Source organism: Pontibacter mangrovi, from assembly GCF_006385705.1.
Taxonomy (GTDB): domain Bacteria; phylum Bacteroidota; class Bacteroidia; order Cytophagales; family Hymenobacteraceae; genus Pontibacter; species Pontibacter mangrovi.
In genome coordinates this window covers 292,680-311,548 of record NZ_VFRQ01000003.1, presented here as the reverse complement: position 1 = coordinate 311,548, position 18,869 = coordinate 292,680, and the positions used below count along the sequence as shown (strand labels likewise).

Annotated in this window: 18 protein-coding genes; 14 read left to right on the top strand and 4 right to left on the bottom strand. The window is 52.7% G+C overall.

The genetic code is table 11. The features are described 5' to 3' along the window. Nucleotides 1-63: 63 nt before the first annotated feature. From hpf to FJM65_RS07590, 4 genes are all read right to left on the bottom strand, one after another. On the bottom strand, nt 64-363 hold the full coding sequence (gene hpf, locus FJM65_RS07605; protein WP_140620902.1) for a ribosome hibernation-promoting factor, HPF/YfiA family: 300 nt from the start codon (nt 361-363) through the stop codon (nt 64-66). Between the two features lie 28 nt (nt 364-391). Further along, nucleotides 392-1,270 (bottom strand): tyrosine-type recombinase/integrase, encoded by an 879-nt coding sequence (locus FJM65_RS07600; RefSeq protein ID WP_140620901.1) that lies wholly within the window; start codon nt 1,268-1,270, stop codon nt 392-394. A gap of 71 nt (nt 1,271-1,341) precedes the next feature. Further along, entirely contained in the window at nt 1,342-1,536 is a 195-nt protein-coding gene (gene rpsU / locus FJM65_RS07595; protein ID WP_140620900.1) for a 30S ribosomal protein S21, read from the bottom strand. Between the two features lie 151 nt (nt 1,537-1,687). Beyond that, on the bottom strand, nt 1,688-2,827 hold the full coding sequence (locus FJM65_RS07590; RefSeq protein ID WP_140620899.1) for an acyl-CoA dehydrogenase: 1,140 nt from the start codon (nt 2,825-2,827) through the stop codon (nt 1,688-1,690). A 244-nt stretch (nt 2,828-3,071) separates the two neighbouring features. On the opposite strand from FJM65_RS07590, the gene FJM65_RS07585 reads away from it, so the two are divergent. The 14 genes from FJM65_RS07585 to FJM65_RS07525 all read left to right on the top strand — a co-directional run bounded on the left by FJM65_RS07585 (nt 3,072) and on the right by FJM65_RS07525 (nt 18,800). Further along, the gene (locus FJM65_RS07585; RefSeq protein ID WP_140620898.1) at nt 3,072-3,821 is read left to right on the top strand and encodes a tyrosine-protein phosphatase; all 750 of its coding nucleotides are present in this window, start codon (nt 3,072-3,074) and stop codon (nt 3,819-3,821) included. A gap of 37 nt (nt 3,822-3,858) precedes the next feature. Continuing rightward, nucleotides 3,859-4,833: an NAD-dependent epimerase/dehydratase family protein gene (locus FJM65_RS07580; RefSeq protein WP_140620897.1), complete on the top strand. Its 975-nt coding sequence runs from the start codon at nt 3,859-3,861 to the stop codon at nt 4,831-4,833. Between the two features lie 84 nt (nt 4,834-4,917). Then, nucleotides 4,918-6,315, top strand: a complete 1,398-nt coding sequence (locus FJM65_RS07575; RefSeq protein WP_140620896.1) for a tetratricopeptide repeat protein — start codon at nt 4,918-4,920, stop codon at nt 6,313-6,315. 6 nt (nt 6,316-6,321) lie between these two features. Next, nucleotides 6,322-7,104 carry a phosphosulfolactate synthase gene (locus FJM65_RS07570; protein ID WP_140620895.1) on the top strand — a complete coding sequence of 261 codons (783 nt, stop codon included), beginning with the start codon at nt 6,322-6,324 and terminating at the stop codon, nt 7,102-7,104. A gap of 96 nt (nt 7,105-7,200) precedes the next feature. Further along, nucleotides 7,201-8,145: a DUF368 domain-containing protein gene (locus FJM65_RS07565; RefSeq protein ID WP_219855957.1), complete on the top strand. Its 945-nt coding sequence runs from the start codon at nt 7,201-7,203 to the stop codon at nt 8,143-8,145. Between the two features lie 18 nt (nt 8,146-8,163). Then, on the top strand, nt 8,164-8,898 hold the full coding sequence (locus tag FJM65_RS07560; RefSeq protein WP_140620894.1) for a shikimate dehydrogenase family protein: 735 nt from the start codon (nt 8,164-8,166) through the stop codon (nt 8,896-8,898). A 614-nt stretch (nt 8,899-9,512) separates the two neighbouring features. Then, a complete protein-coding gene (locus FJM65_RS07555; protein WP_140620893.1) occupies nt 9,513-10,091 on the top strand; it encodes an RNA polymerase sigma factor in 579 nt (192 codons plus the stop codon). After that, nucleotides 10,075-11,766 carry an outer membrane beta-barrel protein gene (locus tag FJM65_RS07550; RefSeq protein WP_140620892.1) on the top strand — a complete coding sequence of 564 codons (1,692 nt, stop codon included), beginning with the start codon at nt 10,075-10,077 and terminating at the stop codon, nt 11,764-11,766. The genes FJM65_RS07555 and FJM65_RS07550 overlap by 17 nt, the downstream gene beginning before the upstream one ends. Before the next feature lie 204 nt (nt 11,767-11,970). Beyond that, nucleotides 11,971-12,336, top strand: a complete 366-nt coding sequence (locus FJM65_RS07545) for a hypothetical protein (protein ID WP_140620891.1) — start codon at nt 11,971-11,973, stop codon at nt 12,334-12,336. A 364-nt stretch (nt 12,337-12,700) separates the two neighbouring features. Next, nucleotides 12,701-14,095 (top strand): DUF4270 family protein, encoded by a 1,395-nt coding sequence (locus tag FJM65_RS07540; RefSeq protein ID WP_140620890.1) that lies wholly within the window; start codon nt 12,701-12,703, stop codon nt 14,093-14,095. Between the two features lie 10 nt (nt 14,096-14,105). Next, on the top strand, nt 14,106-15,122 hold the full coding sequence (locus tag FJM65_RS07535; protein ID WP_140620889.1) for a Kelch repeat-containing protein: 1,017 nt from the start codon (nt 14,106-14,108) through the stop codon (nt 15,120-15,122). A gap of 344 nt (nt 15,123-15,466) precedes the next feature. Further along, nucleotides 15,467-17,494 carry an excinuclease ABC subunit UvrB gene (uvrB, locus tag FJM65_RS07530; RefSeq protein WP_140620888.1) on the top strand — a complete coding sequence of 676 codons (2,028 nt, stop codon included), beginning with the start codon at nt 15,467-15,469 and terminating at the stop codon, nt 17,492-17,494. 390 nt (nt 17,495-17,884) lie between these two features. Then, complete coding sequence (locus tag FJM65_RS21505) at nt 17,885-18,289, top strand: TPR end-of-group domain-containing protein (RefSeq protein ID WP_239022870.1); 405 nt, start codon at nt 17,885-17,887, stop codon at nt 18,287-18,289. A gap of 13 nt (nt 18,290-18,302) precedes the next feature. After that, nucleotides 18,303-18,800 (top strand): DUF6624 domain-containing protein, encoded by a 498-nt coding sequence (locus tag FJM65_RS07525; protein WP_239022869.1) that lies wholly within the window; start codon nt 18,303-18,305, stop codon nt 18,798-18,800. Nucleotides 18,801-18,869: the final 69 nt, after the last annotated feature.

Below are 18,869 nucleotides of genomic sequence, written 5' to 3'. Positions count from 1 at the left end.
AAAGCCATGCGGCCCGCTAGTATCTAGCGGGCCGCATGGCTTTTATACTTTCTCAGCACAGGGCTAGTGTGCCAACTGCTTCTCTTTAAAACGTTTCAGCTGTCGGCGCATAGCTTCTACAGCGGCATCGGCGGCGGCTTCAAAAGATGGGGCGTCCTCTTGTGAGAATAGGGTAGAGCCGGGCACAAACAGCTTGATCTCCACAGTCTTGTTGTTTATGCCATCAGTGTTGTTATGTTTAAGAAACACTTCGCCTTCCACAATGCGATCGTAAAAAGTCTCGAGTTTGTCTACCTTCTGTTGAATGAAGTCAGCAAGTTGTTGGTCTGCCTCGAAGTGGATGGAATGCATCTGTAGCTTCATATGCTTAACATTTAAAAAGTGGAACTTATTATGCTTTTGGATGAGCTTTCTCAAAAATGGATTTGAGTTGCTCAATGGAATTGTGAGTGTAAACCTGGGTAGCTGCCAGGCTGGCATGCCCCAGTAAGTCCTTAATAGCGTTAAGGTCGGCTCCCTTGTTCAGCAAGTGAGTGGCGAAGGAGTGTCGCAGCACGTGTGGGCTGTTGTGTTCGGAGGTGGTTATCAAGCTGATATATTTTTTTACGACACGATAAACAAACTTCGGGTAAAGGGGCCGTGCTTTATTAGTAACGAGCAATTTTACCGAATTGTTATCACCGAAAAAATGCTTTTTCTCAGCTTTATAGGCGTCCAGGGCCAGCAGCAGCGAGTCGTTGAGCGGCAGGATGCGCTCCTTGTTGCCTTTGCCCAGCACGCGCACGGTTTTAGCGCTCAGGCTAATGTCTGTGGGCTCAATGTTGATAAGTTCGGCCAGGCGGATGCCGGTGCCGTACAGGAACTCCAGGATGAGCCTGTCGCGCTGCCCTTCAAAAGTGTCTTCAAAGGTAAAGCTGTCCAGTAAGTTGTTGAAAGGCTCTTCCTGCACAAAGGCTGGTAGCTTCTTGCTGGCTTTGGGGGCCTTAATGCGCAGCATCGGGTTTACTTTGATGCGCTCCTGCGCCTGCAGAAATTTATAGTAGGAGCGGAGGCAGGCAATCTTCCGGTTAATGGACCGCGGCTTGATGTTGTTCTGCACCAGCGTCAGTATCCAGGAGCGGATAATGGTATGGTCGGCCTCAGCGGCATCGGTGATCTGGTATACCTCTTTCAGGTAGCCGGCAAACTGCCCCAGATCGGTGTGATAGGAGGTAAGGGTGTGCGGGCTGTACCGCTTTTCGTACTGTAGGTACTTAAAGAATAATTCCATAAATTAGTAAACCTGCCTGAGTAACGCAGGTTTACTAATTTATGGAAAAATAAAATATCTTGTTAGAGATACTAGTAGTTTTGCTCAGCAAACATCTGCTGCTTATATACAGCTCTCTCTTTCTGCTTTCTTTTTGAAATAGAAGGCTTCTCGAAATACGCTCTTGAGCGCAGTTCTTTCAAAACACCGGTTCTCTCAAATTTCTTCTTGAATCTCTTCAGAGCACGGTCTACAGACTCGTTATCTTTTACGTTTACAATAATCATATTTTTCCTCGCTTCTCTTTGGATTTAGGGTTGCAAATGTAAGCAACCTTACACTTAAAAATCAACTCATTGGCTAAATATTTATTAGCCAAACATGTTTTTATACTTTAAAGCAAGCAGAAGCCCGTATTTTGGCCCCTGCTACTGCCTTTTATTTCAGCATTGCTCTGGATATAACAAGTTTCTGTATCTCGCTGGTTCCCTCGCCGATGGTGCAGAGCTTGGCGTCGCGGTAGTACTTCTCGGCCGGGTAGTCTTTCGTGAAGCCGTAGCCGCCAAAGATCTGTACGCCCTCGTTTGCAACTCTTACCGATACCTCAGAGGCGTAGAGCTTCGCCATAGCAGACTCCTTGTTCACATTCAGGCCGCGGTTCTTCATGTCGGCTGCCTGGTACGTCAGCAGCGAGGCTGCCTCCACCTCCGTGGCCATGTCTGCCAGCTTAAAGGCAATGCCCTGGAAGCTGGAGATCGGCTTGTTGAACTGGTGACGCTCTTTAGAATAGGCTACTGCCGCCTCTAGCGCACCTTGCGCAATACCCAGAGAAAGTGCAGCAATAGAGATACGGCCACCGTCCAGCACTTTCATTGCTTGGATAAAGCCTTCGCCCACCTCACCCAATATCTGGTCTTTGTGCACGCGGCAGTCCTGGAAGATGAGCTCGGTGGTCTCAGAGGCGCGCATGCCTAGTTTGTCTTCTTTGCGGCCGGCGCTAAAGCCCGGAGTACCTTTCTCAATCACAAAAGCCGTCATGCCATGTGAGTCGCCCACCTCGCCGGTTCGCACGATCACCACCGCCACATTGCCGGATTTTCCGTGGGTGATGAAGTTCTTGGCGCCGTTGATCACCCAATAGTCACCGTCCTGTGCCGCTACCGTGCGCATGTTGCCAGCGTCTGAGCCTGTGTTAGGCTCCGTCAGGCCCCAAGCACCGATCCACTCGGCAGTGGCCAGCTTTGGCAGGTATTTTCTTTTCTGCTCCTCGTTTCCGAAAGCCAGGATATGGCCGGTGCAGAGCGAGTTGTGCGCCGCCATCGACAGGCCGATTGAGCCGTCGATCTTAGCCAGCTCTGCAATGGCAGTAACATACTCCAGGTAACCAAAGCCTGATCCGCCATACTCCGTTGGCACCAGCACGCCCATCAGCCCGAGTTCACCGAGCTTTTTAAAGACCTCTACCGGAAACTCCTGGGTGTCGTCCCACTCCCGCATCTTAGGTTTAATGTGCTTGGCGCCAAAGTCACGGACCATGTCCGCAATCATGCGCTGGTTTTCAGTTGTTCTTAATTCCATGTAAAATTTTGGGTTCTTGTTAAGGTGATATGTCGCATGTATAACGGTATTGCACTATCCGTTGTTTACAAAGCTATATAAATAAGGGCAAAGCGCCAATCAGGTATATAGATTTAATCGTATGTAAAAGAGGATGCTATGGCGCTGAAGCTTTATTTTGACAGTGCGTTTTATTTCCGTTACTTTGAAGTTTGCCTGCGAAGTTGCGCCTGATGGCGGGGCCGCGGGCACCAATGTTAGCAGAATGATACAGTTTTTGAAGAACCTGTTTGGAGGGAGTGAGCCTGTGCTGAGTGTTTCGCTTGGCGAGCTAGGCGTAGACATGCACTCGCACATACTTCCCGGCATAGATGATGGCTCTGAAAGCCTGGAGCAGTCGCTGGAGCTGGTGCGGGCGATGAAGGAGCTGGGATACCGCAAACTGATCATGACGCCCCACATCATGAGCGACTTCTACAAGAACACGCCCGAGATTATCCGGGAAAAGCTGGCGCTGCTGCGGCAGGCGGTAAAGGAGGCGGGCATTGAGATGGAGCTGGACTGCGCGGCAGAATATTACCTGGACGAAGGGCTGCTGGACAAGCTGGATAACGACGAGGAACTGCTCACCTTTGGGCAAAACTACCTGCTGTTCGAGACATCCTTCCTGAACGAGCCCCTGAACCTGCGCGAGACCATCTTTAAGATGCGCTCCAAAGGATTTCAGCCGGTGCTGGCGCACCCCGAGCGTTATACTTATTTTTATGGCAAATTTGAGGAGCTGGTGGCGCTGCGGGAGCATGGCGTGCTGTTTCAGCCAAACCTCAACTCGCTGGCGGGCTATTACTCGCCGGGCGCCAAAGACGTGGCCGAGCGCCTGATTGAGCAAGGGTATGCCGATTTTCTGGGCACCGATACGCACGGCATGAAACACATTTCTACCCTGCACAAAGTGCTTAGCTGCAAGTTTCTTGTTAAAGCGCTAGCGTTGCCGCTGCGCAACAGGCAGCTCTAGTTTTCGTCTCTTTTCATCCTTTATACTTCCACAAACCATGGTATTTGTAACGGGCGGCAGTGGCCTGATCGGCAGTTTTCTGATTCCGGAGCTTGTTCGGCAGGGGCACCAGGTAAAGGCGCTTTACCGCAGGCAGGTACCCGCTATAGCCGGTGCAGACCAGGTGCAGTGGGTAGAGGGCGATATACTGGACCCGGCGCTGCTGCGCGAGGTGCTGGCCGATGTAAAGTATGTGTTCCATTGCGCCGGGCTGGTGTCTTATGCGCCGCAGGATGAGGAGCTGCTGAAGCAGGTGAACATAGAGGGCACTGCTAACGTGGTAGATGCCTGCCTGGAGGCCGGAAGTATAAAGCTTTGCCACGTGAGCTCGATTGCGGCGGTGGGGCGGCCAAAGAAAGTGGAGGTGCTGACGGAGAGCGCTAAGTGGGACCCGGCAGCTGACCTGTCGGCCTATGCCAGCTCCAAGTACTTTGGGGAGCTGGAAGTATGGCGCGGCGTGGCCGAGGGCCTAGATGCCGTGATCGTGAACCCCTCCATCATACTTGGCCCTGCCGACTGGAACCGCAGCAGCACACAGCTGTTCCGGTACGTGTACAACGAGCGCCCGTTTTATACTATCGGGGAGGCAAATTTTGTGGATGTGCGCGATGTGGTGGAGGCCATGGTGCAGCTCACCTTCTCGGAAATATCCGGCGAAAGATTTATCTTGAATGCAGAGCGAATGGCTTACAAATCCTTTTTTGAGAAAGTGGCCGGCTGCTTCAACAAAAAGGCCCCGGCCACCAAAGTGCCCCCGCTGCTGGCCGAAGTGGTGTGGCGGCTGGAGCACGCCCGTGCCTGGCTTACCGGCGCCCGCCCGCTCATCACCAAAGACACGGCAAGGGTATCGCGCAAAGCCCATTTTTTTAGTAGCGAGAAGATCCGGCAGATGCTTGGTTTTGAGTTTCGACCGGTGTCAGAATCAGTGCATTGGGTATGCGGGGAGCTGCAGGGGCAAATGGCCAATAGCTAGCTGTAGAGGGCCAAATAAACTATTTGCAGTGTTAAAATGTAGTAAGGAAAGGGCTGTTTAACCACAGCCTGTTGGATACTGGAGATGAAAGAAAACTTTGACGAACACAGTGAGGAACTGGAGCTGATCCAGCGCTACGAGCGTATGCTCGGAAACAATGAGGCTGTCTTTTTCGACCTCACCGATTTTGAGTATATCATAGATCACTATACGGCTAACTTCGAGTATAAAAAAGCGCTTGCCGCCTGCGACGCCGCCATGGTGCAGTACCCTTTCTCGATGGAGCTGCAGATAGACAAGGCGCAGCTGCTGGCCATGTCCGGCGACTTTGAGGGAGCGCTGGAAATGATAAACAAGGTGGCGGAGGTAGAGCCCGAGAATGCGGATGTGCAGCTGACGCGCGGCATCATCTATACCCAGCGCGGAGAGTTTCGCGATGCCATCGACTACTTTAAAAAAGCCCTTGCCTACGCCGACGACCGCGACGACATATACTTCAACATCGGCCTGGCTTATCAAACCTGGGGCAAAGTGGCCTCGGCCATAAAATACTATAAAAAGTGCGTGGAGCTGAACCAGGAAAACGAGGCGGCCATGCAGGAAGTGCTGTATTGCATGGATGTGACGAACTCCATCAGCGAGCACCTGCCGTTTTTCCAGAAGTTCGTGGACGACGACCCTTACTCGTATGTAGCCTGGTTTAACCTGGGCAACGTGTACAACAAGCTGGGCGCCTACGACAAAGCCATTGCCGCCTACGAGTATGCCACCCTCATCCGCCCCGACTTTATCACGGCTTATAACAACATGGCCAATGCCTTGGTGTACACCGGCGAGTACAGCAAAGCCATCGAGGCCTTCAATGCCATGATAGAGCATGGGCAGCCGAACGCGGAGATCTACTGCAACATTGGCGAGTGCTACGAAAAGCTGCAGCAGTGGGACCTGTCGCGGCGCTACTACCAGAAGTCGGTGGACCTGGACCCGGAAATGGACGAGGCTTGGTTTGGCATTGGCGTGATACTGGATGCGCAGGGCAAGTGGTACGAGGCCATCCACTTCTTTAAAAAAGCCGTGGACCTGTACGACGACAGCGCCGACTATTGGGTGGCGCTGGCCGGGGCAGAGTACCATGTGGGGCATGTGGTGTCGGCGCTGGAGAGCTATGAACGCGCCTCCGAAATCCGGCCCGACGATAAGAATATCTATCTGAACTGGTCTGTGATACTTTATGAGCAGGGCAATTTTGAGCAGGCTACCGATATTATACTTAATGCCATAGAGCTGCAGCCACGCGAGGCAGAGCTGTATTACAGGGCCTGCGCCTACATGCTTTCTGCAGGAAAATACCGCGAAGCTTATAATTATCTGGAAAATGCATTAATTTTGGACTTCGACAAGCACAAGCTGCTGTTCGAGTTCTTCCCTGAGCTGGAGTCGCAGCGTGCATTAGCCCGATTAATTGATCAGTACCGCAAATAAAATCAGATGAACTATACCCTTAAGAGCATTCCGGAGCGTGAGGCAAAGCCACGTGAGCGTGGTTTTACAATGGCCATGGATAAAGGCCTGAGCGTGCGGGAGGTGGAAGACTTCCTGGAGGTAGCCGGAGAATACGTAGATATTGTAAAACTGGGCTGGGCCACGTCTTTCGTTACGCCTAACCTGAAGAAGAAGCTGGACGCGTACAAGGCGGCCGGTATCCCTACCTACTTTGGCGGTACCTTGTTCGAGGCTTTTATCGCCCGCAACCAGTTTGAGGATTACCGCCGTGTGCTGGACAAGTATGAGATGACCTTTGCAGAGGTGTCGGATGGCTCGTTGGAGATGCCGCACGACGTGAAGTGCGAGTATATCTCTAAGCTGGCAGACCAGGTAACGGTGCTGTCGGAGGTTGGCTCTAAGGATGCTGAGAAGATCATTCCGCCGTACATGTGGATTAAGCTGATGAAAGCGGAGCTGGAAGCTGGCTCCTGGAAAGTGATCGGCGAAGCCCGCGAGGGAGGCAACGTAGGCCTGTTCCGCTCCAGCGGTGAGGTGCGCAGCGGCCTGGTGGAGGAGATCCTGACGCAGGTGCCTTTTGAGAAAATCTTGTGGGAGGCACCGCAGAAGGCGCAGCAGGTGTGGTTTATCAAACTGCTGGGCGCTAACGTAAACCTGGGTAACATCGCCCCAAGTGAGGTGATTCCGCTGGAGACAATCCGCCTGGGCCTTCGTGGCGACACCTTCGACCATTTCCTGAACATGGAAAAGGCAGGCCTGAAGATTTAAAGTATAGAACTAAAAGTATAAATTGCCCGTCGGTTTGGCCGCACGGGCAATTTCTGTTTTCGCGGAAGCCGCACCAGTATAGGAACAACACACTTTATGGAAAGAAGATCTTTGCGGGAGTACCTGCTATTGTTTGCCAAAGGGGCGGGGATGGGCGCTGCAGACGTAGTGCCGGGCGTGTCGGGTGGTACCATTGCCTTTATCACGGGTATTTATGAGGAGCTGCTGGGCTCTATACGCTCCGTAAACGGAGAGGCCCTGAAGCTCCTGCTGCGCCTCAACCTCAAAGGCTTCTGGAAGCACATCAACGGTACCTTTCTGGTGGTGTTGATCTCTGGCATCCTGTTTTCCATCGTGTCGCTTTCCAGGCTTATATTATACCTGCTGGAGCACCACTCCGAAATGCTCTGGTCGTTTTTCTTTGGCCTGATTGTGGCATCTGCCTTGGTGGTGGCCAAACAGATTACCCGCTGGACGCCGGGCGTACTGGTGGCAGGCCTGCTCGGGGCGGCACTGGCCTACTACATCACGGTAGCCACGCCCGGGCAAACCCCCGAAGCCTACTGGTTCATCTTCCTGTCTGGGGCCATCGCTATTTGCGCCATGATCCTGCCGGGTATCTCGGGTAGCTTTATCTTAGTGCTGCTGGCTAAGTATGAGTTTATCATGCTGTCGCTCAAAGAGCTTAAAGTAGGCGTAATTGCCACGTTTGGCTTAGGCTGTGTGTTCGGGCTGCTGGCTTTCTCGCACGTGCTGAACTGGATGCTAAAGCATTACCACAACATTACCGTGGCGCTGCTCACCGGTTTTATGGTAGGCTCCCTGAACAAAGTATGGCCTTGGAAGCTAACGCTGGAAACCTACACCGACCGTCACGGCGAGGTGAAGCCGCTGGTGCAGCAGAATGTGCTGCCGGGCAGCTACGAGGCGCTGACAGGCCACGAGCCATACCTGCTGTACGGGGTGCTGCTGGCCATCTTCGGCTTTCTGCTCGTATACCTGATCGATCGCTTTACCTCAGACTCCACAGCCGAGGTGTAAGAAAAACATACTTTATAGATGCGCAAATTCGGTCTGATCGGCAAAAAACTGGGGCACTCCTTCTCTAAGAAATACTTTACAGACAAGTATGAGCGGGAAGGCATTGCCGATGCCGTTTACGAGCTGTATGAGTTGCCCGGGGTGCACGAGCTGCCAAAGCTGCTGCAACAGGAGCCGGAGCTGCTGGGCCTGAACGTAACGGTGCCTTATAAGGAGCAGGTTATACCTTTGCTGGACGAATTGGACGAAGCTGCCGAAAGGATCGGGGCTGTAAACACGATCAAGATCAGCAACGGGCGCACCAAAGGCTATAACACCGATTACATCGGTTTCCGGGACTCGCTGGAAACTTTTTACCCGGAGCAGGAGCGGAAACAGGCGCTGGTACTAGGCACGGGTGGCGCAGCCAAAGCTGTGTGGGCCGCGCTGGAGGCGATGCAGATACCATACTTGCGGGTGTCGCGGCAAGAGGGGGAGGGGCAGCTGAGTTACCGGCAACTGGGGCCGGAGATACTGGCTACGTATAACCTCCTTATCAACACCACGCCGCTGGGCATGTACCCGCAGGTGCACGAGGCACCGCAACTGCCATATAGTTATATTACGCCGCAGCACTTTGTCTACGATTTGGTGTACAACCCGGAACAAACGCTGCTGCTGCAGAAAGCGGCGGCTGAAGGGGCTAAAACCCTAAACGGGCTGCCTATGCTACAAGGTCAGGCCGAGGCTGCCTGGCATATTTGGAATTCCTGATATTTTTGAGTACAATTGCTAAGCAAGTAAAAAGGTGGGCATAGTGCAACTTTGCCCTGTATTTCCCTCGTTTAACAAATAAAGAGCCTTGCAGTTCAGCTTCTGTGATGCTGGAAAACACGGTTGTGGCGCAGCACGCTCGCCTAAAGTATAAAAAAGCTTTTTAGTAAGGTTTAAGATGATTTACAACACTCAAAGCCTGCTACAAAAGAAGAAAGCCTCTCTGCCCGGAGAGGCTTTTCTTGTTTATACCACCCTCTTTGTGCGTTACTCTAGTTGTACACGGCAGCTCGACAAGGCGCGATGCTGCTTCCCGGGGTCCCTTCCTCTGTAGGGCTAGTAACATTTATTCGCTCAAGATTAGTCGATCAAAATCTGCTTCTGAGCAAAGTCAAAGCTAATCGTGCGTTTGCGCCGCGCACCCTCAACTTCCTGATCATCAAAAATAAAAACCTGGCAAGGCGAGGTGTGCAACAGCGGGAATGCATACCTTTACTTATGCAGGAAATAATTTTTCTTGGAGAAGGTATAGATCAAAATTTTTTTTCTGACGGCTTGCAACCCTGCGGGCTTAGCAGGAATCATAGAAGAAAATAAGCGTTAACAGGCAGCATTTGAAGCTTTTTACGAAACCAAAGTCGGACGAGGATAAACTCATAGAGGGGTGCATCGCGGGCAAACGCGACATGCAGCGCCTCCTCTATGACCTTTATGCTAAGAAGATGATGGTTGTCTGCCTGCGCTACGCCCCCACCACTTTCGAGGCAGAGGATATCATGCAGGATGCCTTTATAAAGGTGTTTAACCATATCCAGAACTTTAAAAAGGACTGCCCGCTGGAGTTCTGGATACGCCGGATCATGATTAACACAGCCCTCAAGCACCTGCGTAGCAAGCAGCTGCTCACGGTGTCGCATGAGGCCGAAGAAGTGGCAAACCTTAGCTCCGACGATGTGAACTTGACCGGCTATACCATGGACGAGCTGTTAAGTATGATCCAGAGCCTGGCGCCGCGCTACCGCATGGTATTCAACCTCTACGCCATTGAGGGCTATAACCACAAGGAGATCGGAGAAATGCTGGGCATATCGGAGGGGACGTCTAAATCACAGTATTCGAGGGCCAGGGCCATACTGCAAAGTATGCTGCTGCGCCAGGAAAAAAAAATTAAGGAACATGTCATCAGCAACTAACAATAGAGGAGGGGGCCTGGAAGAAGCGTTCCGCCACCGTCTGCAAGACGCTGAGGCTTCTCCGTCCGCAGAGCTTTGGGAACGCATAGACCACAGCCTGACGCTGCAGGAAAGCAACCAATATAAGCGCGGGATGCTGTTTTACCGGCAGCTCGCTGCGGCCTGCATTGCACTGCTGCTGTTGGGAGGAGGCTTTGCCGCCTACTACTTCGGGGGTCAGGAGAAAGCAGCGCCTGTGGCACAGGTGAAGCCTGCGGCTGAAAGCAGCTATGCCGCTGTGGTGCCGTCCGGTGCGCCAGTAGCCGAGGGAGAAGCATTCATACAAGAAGAAGTATCTGTAGATGAGTTGATAGCTCAGGCCATGCAACAAGCCGTGCAGCCTCAGCGGATCTATACTCCGGAAAGAGAGCAGAACAGAGAAGCCCGTGCAACCCGGCAACAGGATACAGCCGGCACACTGGCCGCTGCAGAGCAACCAGGCATAGCTAACTCCGGCGCCTGGCGCATCATGCCTGGTGCCAGGTATAGCCTGTCATCAGCACAGAAAAAAAGCGTTAGCATAAACGGTGTTGGCGTGGATGGCGGCGATGTGCGGCAGCTGTTCGAGAATATGCGCCGTGGCATTGTCAGTGATTTCGCTGCCGGTGGCAAGCATACTTCGGGGGGCAGCAACAGCATGGCCTTCTCCAACAGCAGCAGTAGCCCCGCAGACTTTAAAACGCTGAGCGAGATGGTAATGGGCCGCATGAAGCAGCTGGAGGCAGAGCAGGAGGCAAACAAGCAACTATACAAACAAGAGAAGGCTCCACTGCCAGGGCAAACGGAGGCAAACAAATCCTCCTCGGCTTCGGGCCGCTGGTCTTTGGGGATGGCCTATGCGCCAAGCTACTTTGAGCAGAACATCGGCATGCCCTCGCAGATGATGATGGGCGCTGCCAGCAGCTTCAGCTCTTTTGCCCCCCCAATTGCTATGCAGCAGTCCGCTAGGATGGTAGAAGAGGCCCGGGAAGAGCATGAGCAGGAGGTGGAGCCCGGTTTCTCGTTCGGCGTGGAGGCAAAAGCAGGCTTTAAAGTTGGCCGCAAATGGAAGCTGCTGGCTGGTCTGGGCTTCACCCAAAACACGGCCCGCTCCAAATCAAGCTATGTGATAGAGCAGTTCTGGCGCAAGCCGGGCAGCAAACAAGCCGAGTCGCCGGGGGCCACCACTATCTTTGTGCCTTCACTAAGCAGCAACTTCGCTTCCGATTCGCTCAGCGTAACTAAAACAGACGAATTTAACGTGCTGTACCGCTATCGCCACCTTACCGTGCCGCTGGGGCTGCAGTATGCGGGCAAGATATCGAAAGACTGGTTTTGGTATGCCAGTGGCGGCGTGGCGGCCAACATACTGCTGCAAACCACGGTGCTCGCCTCATCAGCCGAGGTGCAAGACACAAACTACGGCCCCGGCGATGACAGCTCTCCGTTTCGGAAGCTGCAGTGGTCTGGCAATGTAACCGCCGGCGTGGGCAAGCAGCTCACGGATCAGGTATCAGTTACGCTCGGCCCGGAGTACAGAGGCTACTTTGATACCATGCTCTCCTCTCCTGAAAAAGCATACGCGCCACAGGGCAAGCCCTATACCCTAGGCATTAACCTGGCGCTAAACTACGATCTGGGGCACGGCCGCAAATAATTTACCGGCCCATGCAACGCCCTGGTGCCGGATAGGGTCATACAGGTACAGAAAGAGAATATAGGAGTGATGAAGCCATTGCAAAACCTTTCTATGCTTGTAGGGATAATTGCCCGGCAAAACCTGTACGGCTGGTATATGCTACTGGCGCTCCTGCTTCTGGCTATACTGTAAGCAAACGCTGCTACCTGAATATAAACAACTATGAAAGCCCTTTACCTTCTGCTAACCTTGTGCCTGACCATGCTGGCAGCTGGCTGCTCCAGAACAGCGCCGGTGCCGGTTTGCACGGTGGCAGAGGTGGTGGCGCAGGATTGTGAGGAAGGGTGGTATGTGCTCCGGCTGGAGGACGACTCGGAGAAGCACTCTGAGAGCGCCGGGGCCTACATTGGGCAGCTGCATGGCGGCTACGTTACTACCAAAGACCTGCCCGAGCAGTATAGGCGTGCCGGCCTGAAGCTGAGCCTGCGCCTGCAGCTAAACGGCACCGACGGCCCGCGCTGTGTGGCCACTTACATGATGTACCCGGCCGTAAAGATTGTGGATATATGCGGGGAGCCCGCGGCATGAACGAGAATAAATTTAAGTTAAGTGTAATGTGATTAATTACAATAAGGTGAATGTTGTTTCAGAAGGCCTGTTTCGCGGGCCTTTTGTGCGTTCTGGAGGCACAGTCGGGCACTTGCAAGTATGGGAGAGGAAAGATTCGGCTGCTTTTGCCCTGCATAGCGCAATAAACCCACGGCAGTTATAGTTTACAGTTGGGAATATCTTTCTGTTGAAGAAAATATAGTGTTATATTTGAACCCGAATAAATTATGGGTTCTTGGCTATAACTTAAAAGATAAACATGGTGTCCGCTTGCCGTTACGCGAAGGACATCAGCCAAGTCTTCCTGCCTCTTTAGAGGAAATCCTGTTTTTAAGGTCAAAATATGCAATTTTTAAATTCAAGATCCCGCCTGAAAACCAAGTTCAACTCTTTGCTGTACTGCCTGTGCGCAGCGCTGGTGCTGACTTCCTGCGAGGATCCTAACGACCTCGGCCTGGAGATGGTGGAGGATAACGTGAATGGCGTTTATACCGATACGCTCACGATCAACGTCTCTACCGTGCTGCTCGACTCGGTGGCCACCTCCGGCACAGGTAGCCTGCTGGTGGGGCAGTACACCACGCCCCAAACAGGCACACAGCAGCTCTCTACCTATTTTCAGGTTGGTCCGGGTGGCTCTGCCCCAAAACCTGCTGCCGATGCTACCTTCGACTCGCTGACGCTATACCTCCTGCCTTTTAACTACTATTACGGCGATACCACCCAAACCGTAAGCATCGCGGTGCAGGAGCTAAACTCAACTTTGGAGCAGTATGAGTTCTCGCCTGTTGTTCCGGTAGAGAAGCCCGCTTCTTATTTCTACCAAAGCGCTGGCATTTACAACACCAGCAAGGTGGCGCTGAAAGAGGAGCCGCTGACAGTCTTTTCTTTTGCACCCAGACCCGCTCGTAAGGATACCATGGAGATAACCCTGAGCAGCGAGGTGGGGCAGCAGTGGTTTAACATGCTGAAGAACGAAGATGAGAAGATGGAGAGCAACGCCAACTTCACAGAGTTCTTTAAAGGTATCGGTTTAGTGCCTACTGCTGGTAGCGCCGTGCTCCGTTTCCCCAATAGCGGCGTGGCAGTGCGCTTATACTACTCAGAGCCTTCTTCGTCAGGAACGGCCGTTTCTAAGACAGCGGTTTTCTCTTTGGCTAACGGCAGCCTGCAGTTTAACAAGTCTGTAAACGACTTCTCGGGCAGCTCGATTGACGGAATAAAGGAAAGCAAGGAGCTGCCGGCAAGCGCCACCGACGGCATTAGCGTAGCGCAGGCCGGTGCAGGCCTGATGATAAAGCTGGAGATTCCGTACCTGGAGAAGCTGAAAGAAAAGCTGAAGCCGGAGTTCATCAACAAAGCCATTCTGGTGGTGGAGCCTTACAGGGGCGCATCTGTTTCTTATCCGTATGCCGTGCCAGACATGGCCAGCCTCTATGAGACCAGCGTGCCAGGCGTGCTGTATACCCCGTTGGTGACAGAGTATGACCAGAACGCCACTCCGCTGGCTTCCAGCTTTATCAAAGACAGCGAAAACGCAGCGGTAGGTCGGTACGAGTTTTCCATCACGGAATTTTTGATCGATAAGCTGAAGAACGATAACCGCGTGAACGAGCCGCTATACCTGGCGCCGGCAACGACCGAGTTTAAGACAGGCGCATCCAGGCTGGTAGTGGCCGCGCAGGACAAAGCCCTTAAAAACGTGAGACTGAAAGTATACTACACCAATATCCAATAACCCTTCTAGCATGAAAAGCTTTTTTACCAATTTTCGCCTGCTGGCGGTAGTAGCCATACTTTTCTCGGTATGCGTGCTGCCATCATGCGACAGTGAGATCGACAAAGAAGAAGCGGCGCCGGTAGAGTGGCAGAAAAAGGCTGATTTCCCTGGCGTGGCCCGCAGCAGCGCCGTTTCGTTTATAATCGGAGGGAAGGCCTATGTAGGAACGGGCTTTAGCGGAGCCACCCAACTGAACGATTTTTGGGTATATGATGCCACAAGCGATAGCTGGGAGCGCCTGGCGGATTTCCCGGGAGAGGCTCGAAGCGGTGCAGTAGGCTTTTCTGCCAACGGCAAAGGCTACATCGGCACTGGCTACAACGGCACCGGCTATCTGAAAGACTTCTACGAGTATGACCCTGCAACGCTTACCTGGACTCAGATTGAGGATTTCCCGGGCACTGCCCGTTTTGGTGCCATAGCCATGTCTTTTGCTGATAAAGGCTTTGTTGGCACCGGCTTCGACGGAAACTTCCTACGCGACTTCTGGCAGTATGACCCAGCCACCGCCACCTGGATGGAGCAGCCGGAGTTGGACGGTGCGAAGCGCCTTAACGGCTTTGCTTTTACAGTAAATGGCAAAGGTTACATAGGCGGGGGCCAGAACAACGGCCTCATTCAGACGGACCTGTTGGAGTTTAACCCGGCAAACGGGCAGTGGCGCATCCTGAAAGGGCTGAAAGCTGACCAACGAGTAGGCGAGCAGTTTCCGACAGCCAGAAACTTTGCCGCCACCTTCAGCATCAACAATAAAGGATACGTGGTGGGAGGCACCAACAGCCTTGGCGCCAGTGTAGGCCTGAGCGATGTATGGGAGTATGACCCCACTACCGACACCTGGACACAGCGCGGTAACTTTGGAGGAGGAACGCGCTTAGGCGCCGTTGCCTTTGGCCTGAACGAGCAAGGGTTTGTGGGACTGGGCAGCGGAGGCTCCGCGCGCTATAAAGACCTGTGGCAGCTAAAGCCGAGCTCCGGCGAGTAGAAAAAACTTGAAGATAAACGGAAGCAGCCTGGCCAAAAGTCAGGCTGCTTTTTTGTATCCAAATTTAAACAAACAAAGTATAAGTCGGTTGAAGTATAAATGGTTGATACTGTGGGCAAAATATGGCTCCGCTATATTTCCGGCACACACGCAGCGTCAGCCCTTCCTTAAAGCAAATAAAATTCTGTAATAGAGTGTACTAAGCCTGTTGTTTTGCAGCAGGCTTTTTCTTTTTTGCAGGATGCGTATTAAACGGTGGCGCAACGGGCAAATAGCAGCTTCTGCCAAACTTCCTGCACACTTTACGTGTTATAGTTTATCTTTACTATCCGTAAACCAGACGAATGGATTTTAAGCTAACTTCAGAATTTAAACCTACCGGCGACCAGCCGAAAGCCATCGCCCAGCTAACTGATGGCATAGAGAAAGGCGAGCCTGCGCAGGTGCTGTTAGGAGCCACCGGCACGGGTAAAACTTTCACCATGGCCAACGTGATCAAAAACACGGGAAAGCCCACGCTGGTGCTGTGCCACAACAAAACGCTGGCTGCACAACTCTACGGAGAGTTTAAGCAGTTCTTCCCGGACAACGCCGTGGAGTACTTTATCTCTTACTACGACTATTACCAGCCCGAGGCATACATCGCTTCTTCAGATGTTTTTATCGAGAAAGACCTGCAAATCAATGAAGAGATCGAGAAGCTGCGCCTGCACACAACCTCTGCGCTGCTTTCGGGCCGCCGCGACATTGTGGTGGTGGCATCGGTATCGTGCATCTACGGTATCGGTAACCCCGAGGAGTTCGGCAAGAACGTGATCTACCTGGCGCCGGGGCAAAGGTATAGCCGCAACAACCTGCTGTATACGTTTGTGCAGATCCTCTACAGCCGCACCGAGGCAGAGTTCACACGTGGAACATTCCGGGTAAAAGGCGACACAGTGGATATTTACCCCGCCTATGCTGATTTTGCCTACCGCTTATACTTCTTCGGCGATGAGTTGGAGGCCATCCACCGCATAGATCCACAGTCGGGCAAGAAGCTGTCGGATGAAAAGGCGGTGACGCTGTACCCAGCTAACCTGTTCGTGACGGGTAAGGACACGCTGCAGCAGGCCATTTCGGAGATACAGTATGACATGGTGGCGCAGCACGATTACTTCCTGAAAGAAGACCGACCGGCTGAGGCCAAGCGCATCAAAGAACGCACCGAGTTTGACCTGGAGATGATCCGCGAGCTGGGCTACTGCTCCGGCATCGAGAACTACTCCCGCTACTTCGACCGCCGTGCGCCCGGGGCACGCCCGTTCTGCCTGCTCGATTATTTCCCAGACGATTTCCTGATGGTGATAGACGAGAGCCACGTGACAGTGCCGCAGGTGCGCGCCATGTGGGGAGGTGACAGATCGAGAAAAGTGTCCTTGGTAGAGTATGGCTTCCGGCTGCCGGCCGCCATGGACAACCGCCCGCTCACCTTTAACGAGTTTGAGAGCCTGATGCACCAGGTGGTGTTCGTGAGCGCCACGCCCGGCGACTATGAGATACAGAAGTCCGAAGGCGTGATCGTGGAGCAGATCATTCGCCCAACCGGCCTGCTGGACCCTGAGATTGAGGTGCGCCCAAGCGCCAACCAGGTTGATGATTTGCTGGATGAGGTTGATGAGCGCATCAAAGTAGGGGAGCGCGTGTTGGTGACGACGCTTACCAAGCGCATGTCCGAAGAGCTGACCAAATACATGGACCGCCTCAACATAAAAGTAAAATACCTGCACTCCGAAGTAAAAACGCTGGACCGGGTGGAAATACTGCGGGAACTGCGCCTGGGCGAGATAGACGTGCTGATCGGGGTGAACCTGCTGCGCGAAGGCCTCGACTTGCCGGAGGTAAGTTTGGTAGCCATACTAGATGCCGACAAAGAGGGCTTCCTGCGCGACCAGCGCTCGCTGATCCAGACGATGGGCCGTGCCGCCCGAAACGAAAAGGGCAAGGTAATTATGTATGCCGATAGAATTACCGGCTCTATGCAACGCGCCATGGACGAAACGAACCGCCGCCGCGCCACCCAGATGGCCTATAACGAGGAGCATGGCATCACGCCGCGAACCATACTTAAGTCGCAGGATGAGATTCGTGAACAGACATCCGTAGCCGATGCCAGGAAGAAGGAAGTGAAGATGTATGCCGGTCCGGAAGAAGTTTCTATTGCAGCTGAGCCGATCATCCAGACCATGAAGCGCGAAGAACTGGAGAAGCTGATCAAGAAAACGGAGAAGCAGATGGAAGCCGCCGCCAAAGACCTCGACTTTTTGCAGGCCGCCAAGTACCGCGACGAGCTGACGGAGCTGCGCAAGCTGCTTAAAACGAAGCGGGATTAAGAGAATTAGGAGGTTGTAGGGACGCCATACTTTGCGTCTCATTTTAAAAGTATAAAATCAGAACAGGCACCCTGGCTTTCGCTGGGGTGCCTGTTCCTTTATGTAGAGTAGGGTTAGGTGCTTTGCTGTGCCTGGTGTTCCCGCCCCTGCCTCGCAGAGAAGCAGGAACGGGGCCAGGTTTTTTCCATAGTTTTATGTGGTAGTAGATAGTGGTAGTAGTCTGAAAGCTGGCAGCTTTAGTGCCGGCTTCCGATAGTAAGATGCCTGAACAGCGGGAGTGGTTGCATGTCCTTATAAAAAAAGTATGACCGCAGGAATATTTTGTTAACTAAAAAATTAGTTAATTAGATAGTAAACCTGTACATTCATACAAATCAATCTATTAAAACTATGAAAAAGACTTTTTTAGTAGCGCTTCTTGTTGCCGGCATGGCGGCTTCTGCATCTGCCCAAAGTATAAGCGAGGCAAGCGCCAAATACGATGCAAAAGAGTATAAAGCCTCAGGAGAAGTATATGAGAAAGCTTTTGCCAAGGGTAAGGGCAGTACGACGGACTATTACAATGCGGCCTGTTCCTGGGCTTTGGCTGGAAATAAGAACAAAGCCATGGCTTACCTGCAGCAGGCGGTGGAGCAAGGGTATTCTAACCTTAGTCATTTAAAGCAGGACGCCGACCTGAACAGCCTCCATGGCGACAAACGCTGGAAGGCGCTGGTGCAGGAACTGGAGAAAAAAGTGGCAGCCATAGAAGCAAAGTATAACCAACCGCTGAAGGCGCAACTGGAGAAGATCTAAAACGGACCAGGGGGTGCGGAGGAAGATAGCCCCGCTACAGGAAAAGTATGGCAACGACTCACCGGAGATGCAGGCGCTGTGGCAGGAGATGAGAGAGATTGATGAGGAGAATAAAAAAGCCGTAATAGCTATGATAGAGGAGCATGGCTGGCCGGGTAAAAGTATGGTAGGGCCACAGGCTAGTTCGGCAGCGTTTTTAGTTATTCAGCACATTCCTCAAGAGGAAAAGGAAATTATGGAGAAGTACCTGCCCCTGCTGCGGGAGGCGGCCAACAATGGCGAGGCCGAAAAAAGCCAGTTAGCGCTGATGGAAGACAGGGTGTTGATGTATAATGGAAAGCCTCAGCTTTACGGCAGTCAGCTTAAGATGAACAATGAGACCGGGCAGTATGAGCTGCACCCTATCGAAGATGAGGCAAACGTAGACAAGCGCCGCGAAGAGATGGACATGGAGCCCCTGGCTGATTATGTAAAAAGGTTTGGGTTGGAGTATAACCCGCCAAAGCAATAAATAATACCACCATCAGTTAGTTCGTGCGCAGTGCCTTTTACAAATTTACAGGCTGATTCCCCTCCTCTG

Bases quoted from the DNA above. Each gene is read 5' to 3' on its own strand.
- hpf (WP_140620902.1), bottom strand. From the start codon at position 363: ATGAAGCTACAGATGCATTCCATCCACTTCGAGGCAGACCAACAACTT.
- FJM65_RS07600 (WP_140620901.1), bottom strand. From the start codon at position 1,270: ATGGAATTATTCTTTAAGTACCTACAGTACGAAAAGCGGTACAGCCCG.
- rpsU (WP_140620900.1), bottom strand. From the start codon at position 1,536: ATGATTATTGTAAACGTAAAAGATAACGAGTCTGTAGACCGTGCTCTG.
- FJM65_RS07590 (WP_140620899.1), bottom strand. From the start codon at position 2,827: ATGGAATTAAGAACAACTGAAAACCAGCGCATGATTGCGGACATGGTC.
- FJM65_RS07585 (WP_140620898.1), top strand. From the start codon at position 3,072: ATGATACAGTTTTTGAAGAACCTGTTTGGAGGGAGTGAGCCTGTGCTG.
- FJM65_RS07580 (WP_140620897.1), top strand. From the start codon at position 3,859: ATGGTATTTGTAACGGGCGGCAGTGGCCTGATCGGCAGTTTTCTGATT.
- FJM65_RS07575 (WP_140620896.1), top strand. From the start codon at position 4,918: ATGAAAGAAAACTTTGACGAACACAGTGAGGAACTGGAGCTGATCCAG.
- FJM65_RS07570 (WP_140620895.1), top strand. From the start codon at position 6,322: ATGAACTATACCCTTAAGAGCATTCCGGAGCGTGAGGCAAAGCCACGT.
- FJM65_RS07565 (WP_219855957.1), top strand. From the start codon at position 7,201: ATGGAAAGAAGATCTTTGCGGGAGTACCTGCTATTGTTTGCCAAAGGG.
- FJM65_RS07560 (WP_140620894.1), top strand. From the start codon at position 8,164: ATGCGCAAATTCGGTCTGATCGGCAAAAAACTGGGGCACTCCTTCTCT.
- FJM65_RS07550 (WP_140620892.1), top strand. From the start codon at position 10,075: ATGTCATCAGCAACTAACAATAGAGGAGGGGGCCTGGAAGAAGCGTTC.
- FJM65_RS07545 (WP_140620891.1), top strand. From the start codon at position 11,971: ATGAAAGCCCTTTACCTTCTGCTAACCTTGTGCCTGACCATGCTGGCA.
- FJM65_RS07540 (WP_140620890.1), top strand. From the start codon at position 12,701: ATGCAATTTTTAAATTCAAGATCCCGCCTGAAAACCAAGTTCAACTCT.
- FJM65_RS07535 (WP_140620889.1), top strand. From the start codon at position 14,106: ATGAAAAGCTTTTTTACCAATTTTCGCCTGCTGGCGGTAGTAGCCATA.
- uvrB (WP_140620888.1), top strand. From the start codon at position 15,467: ATGGATTTTAAGCTAACTTCAGAATTTAAACCTACCGGCGACCAGCCG.
- FJM65_RS21505 (WP_239022870.1), top strand. From the start codon at position 17,885: ATGAAAAAGACTTTTTTAGTAGCGCTTCTTGTTGCCGGCATGGCGGCT.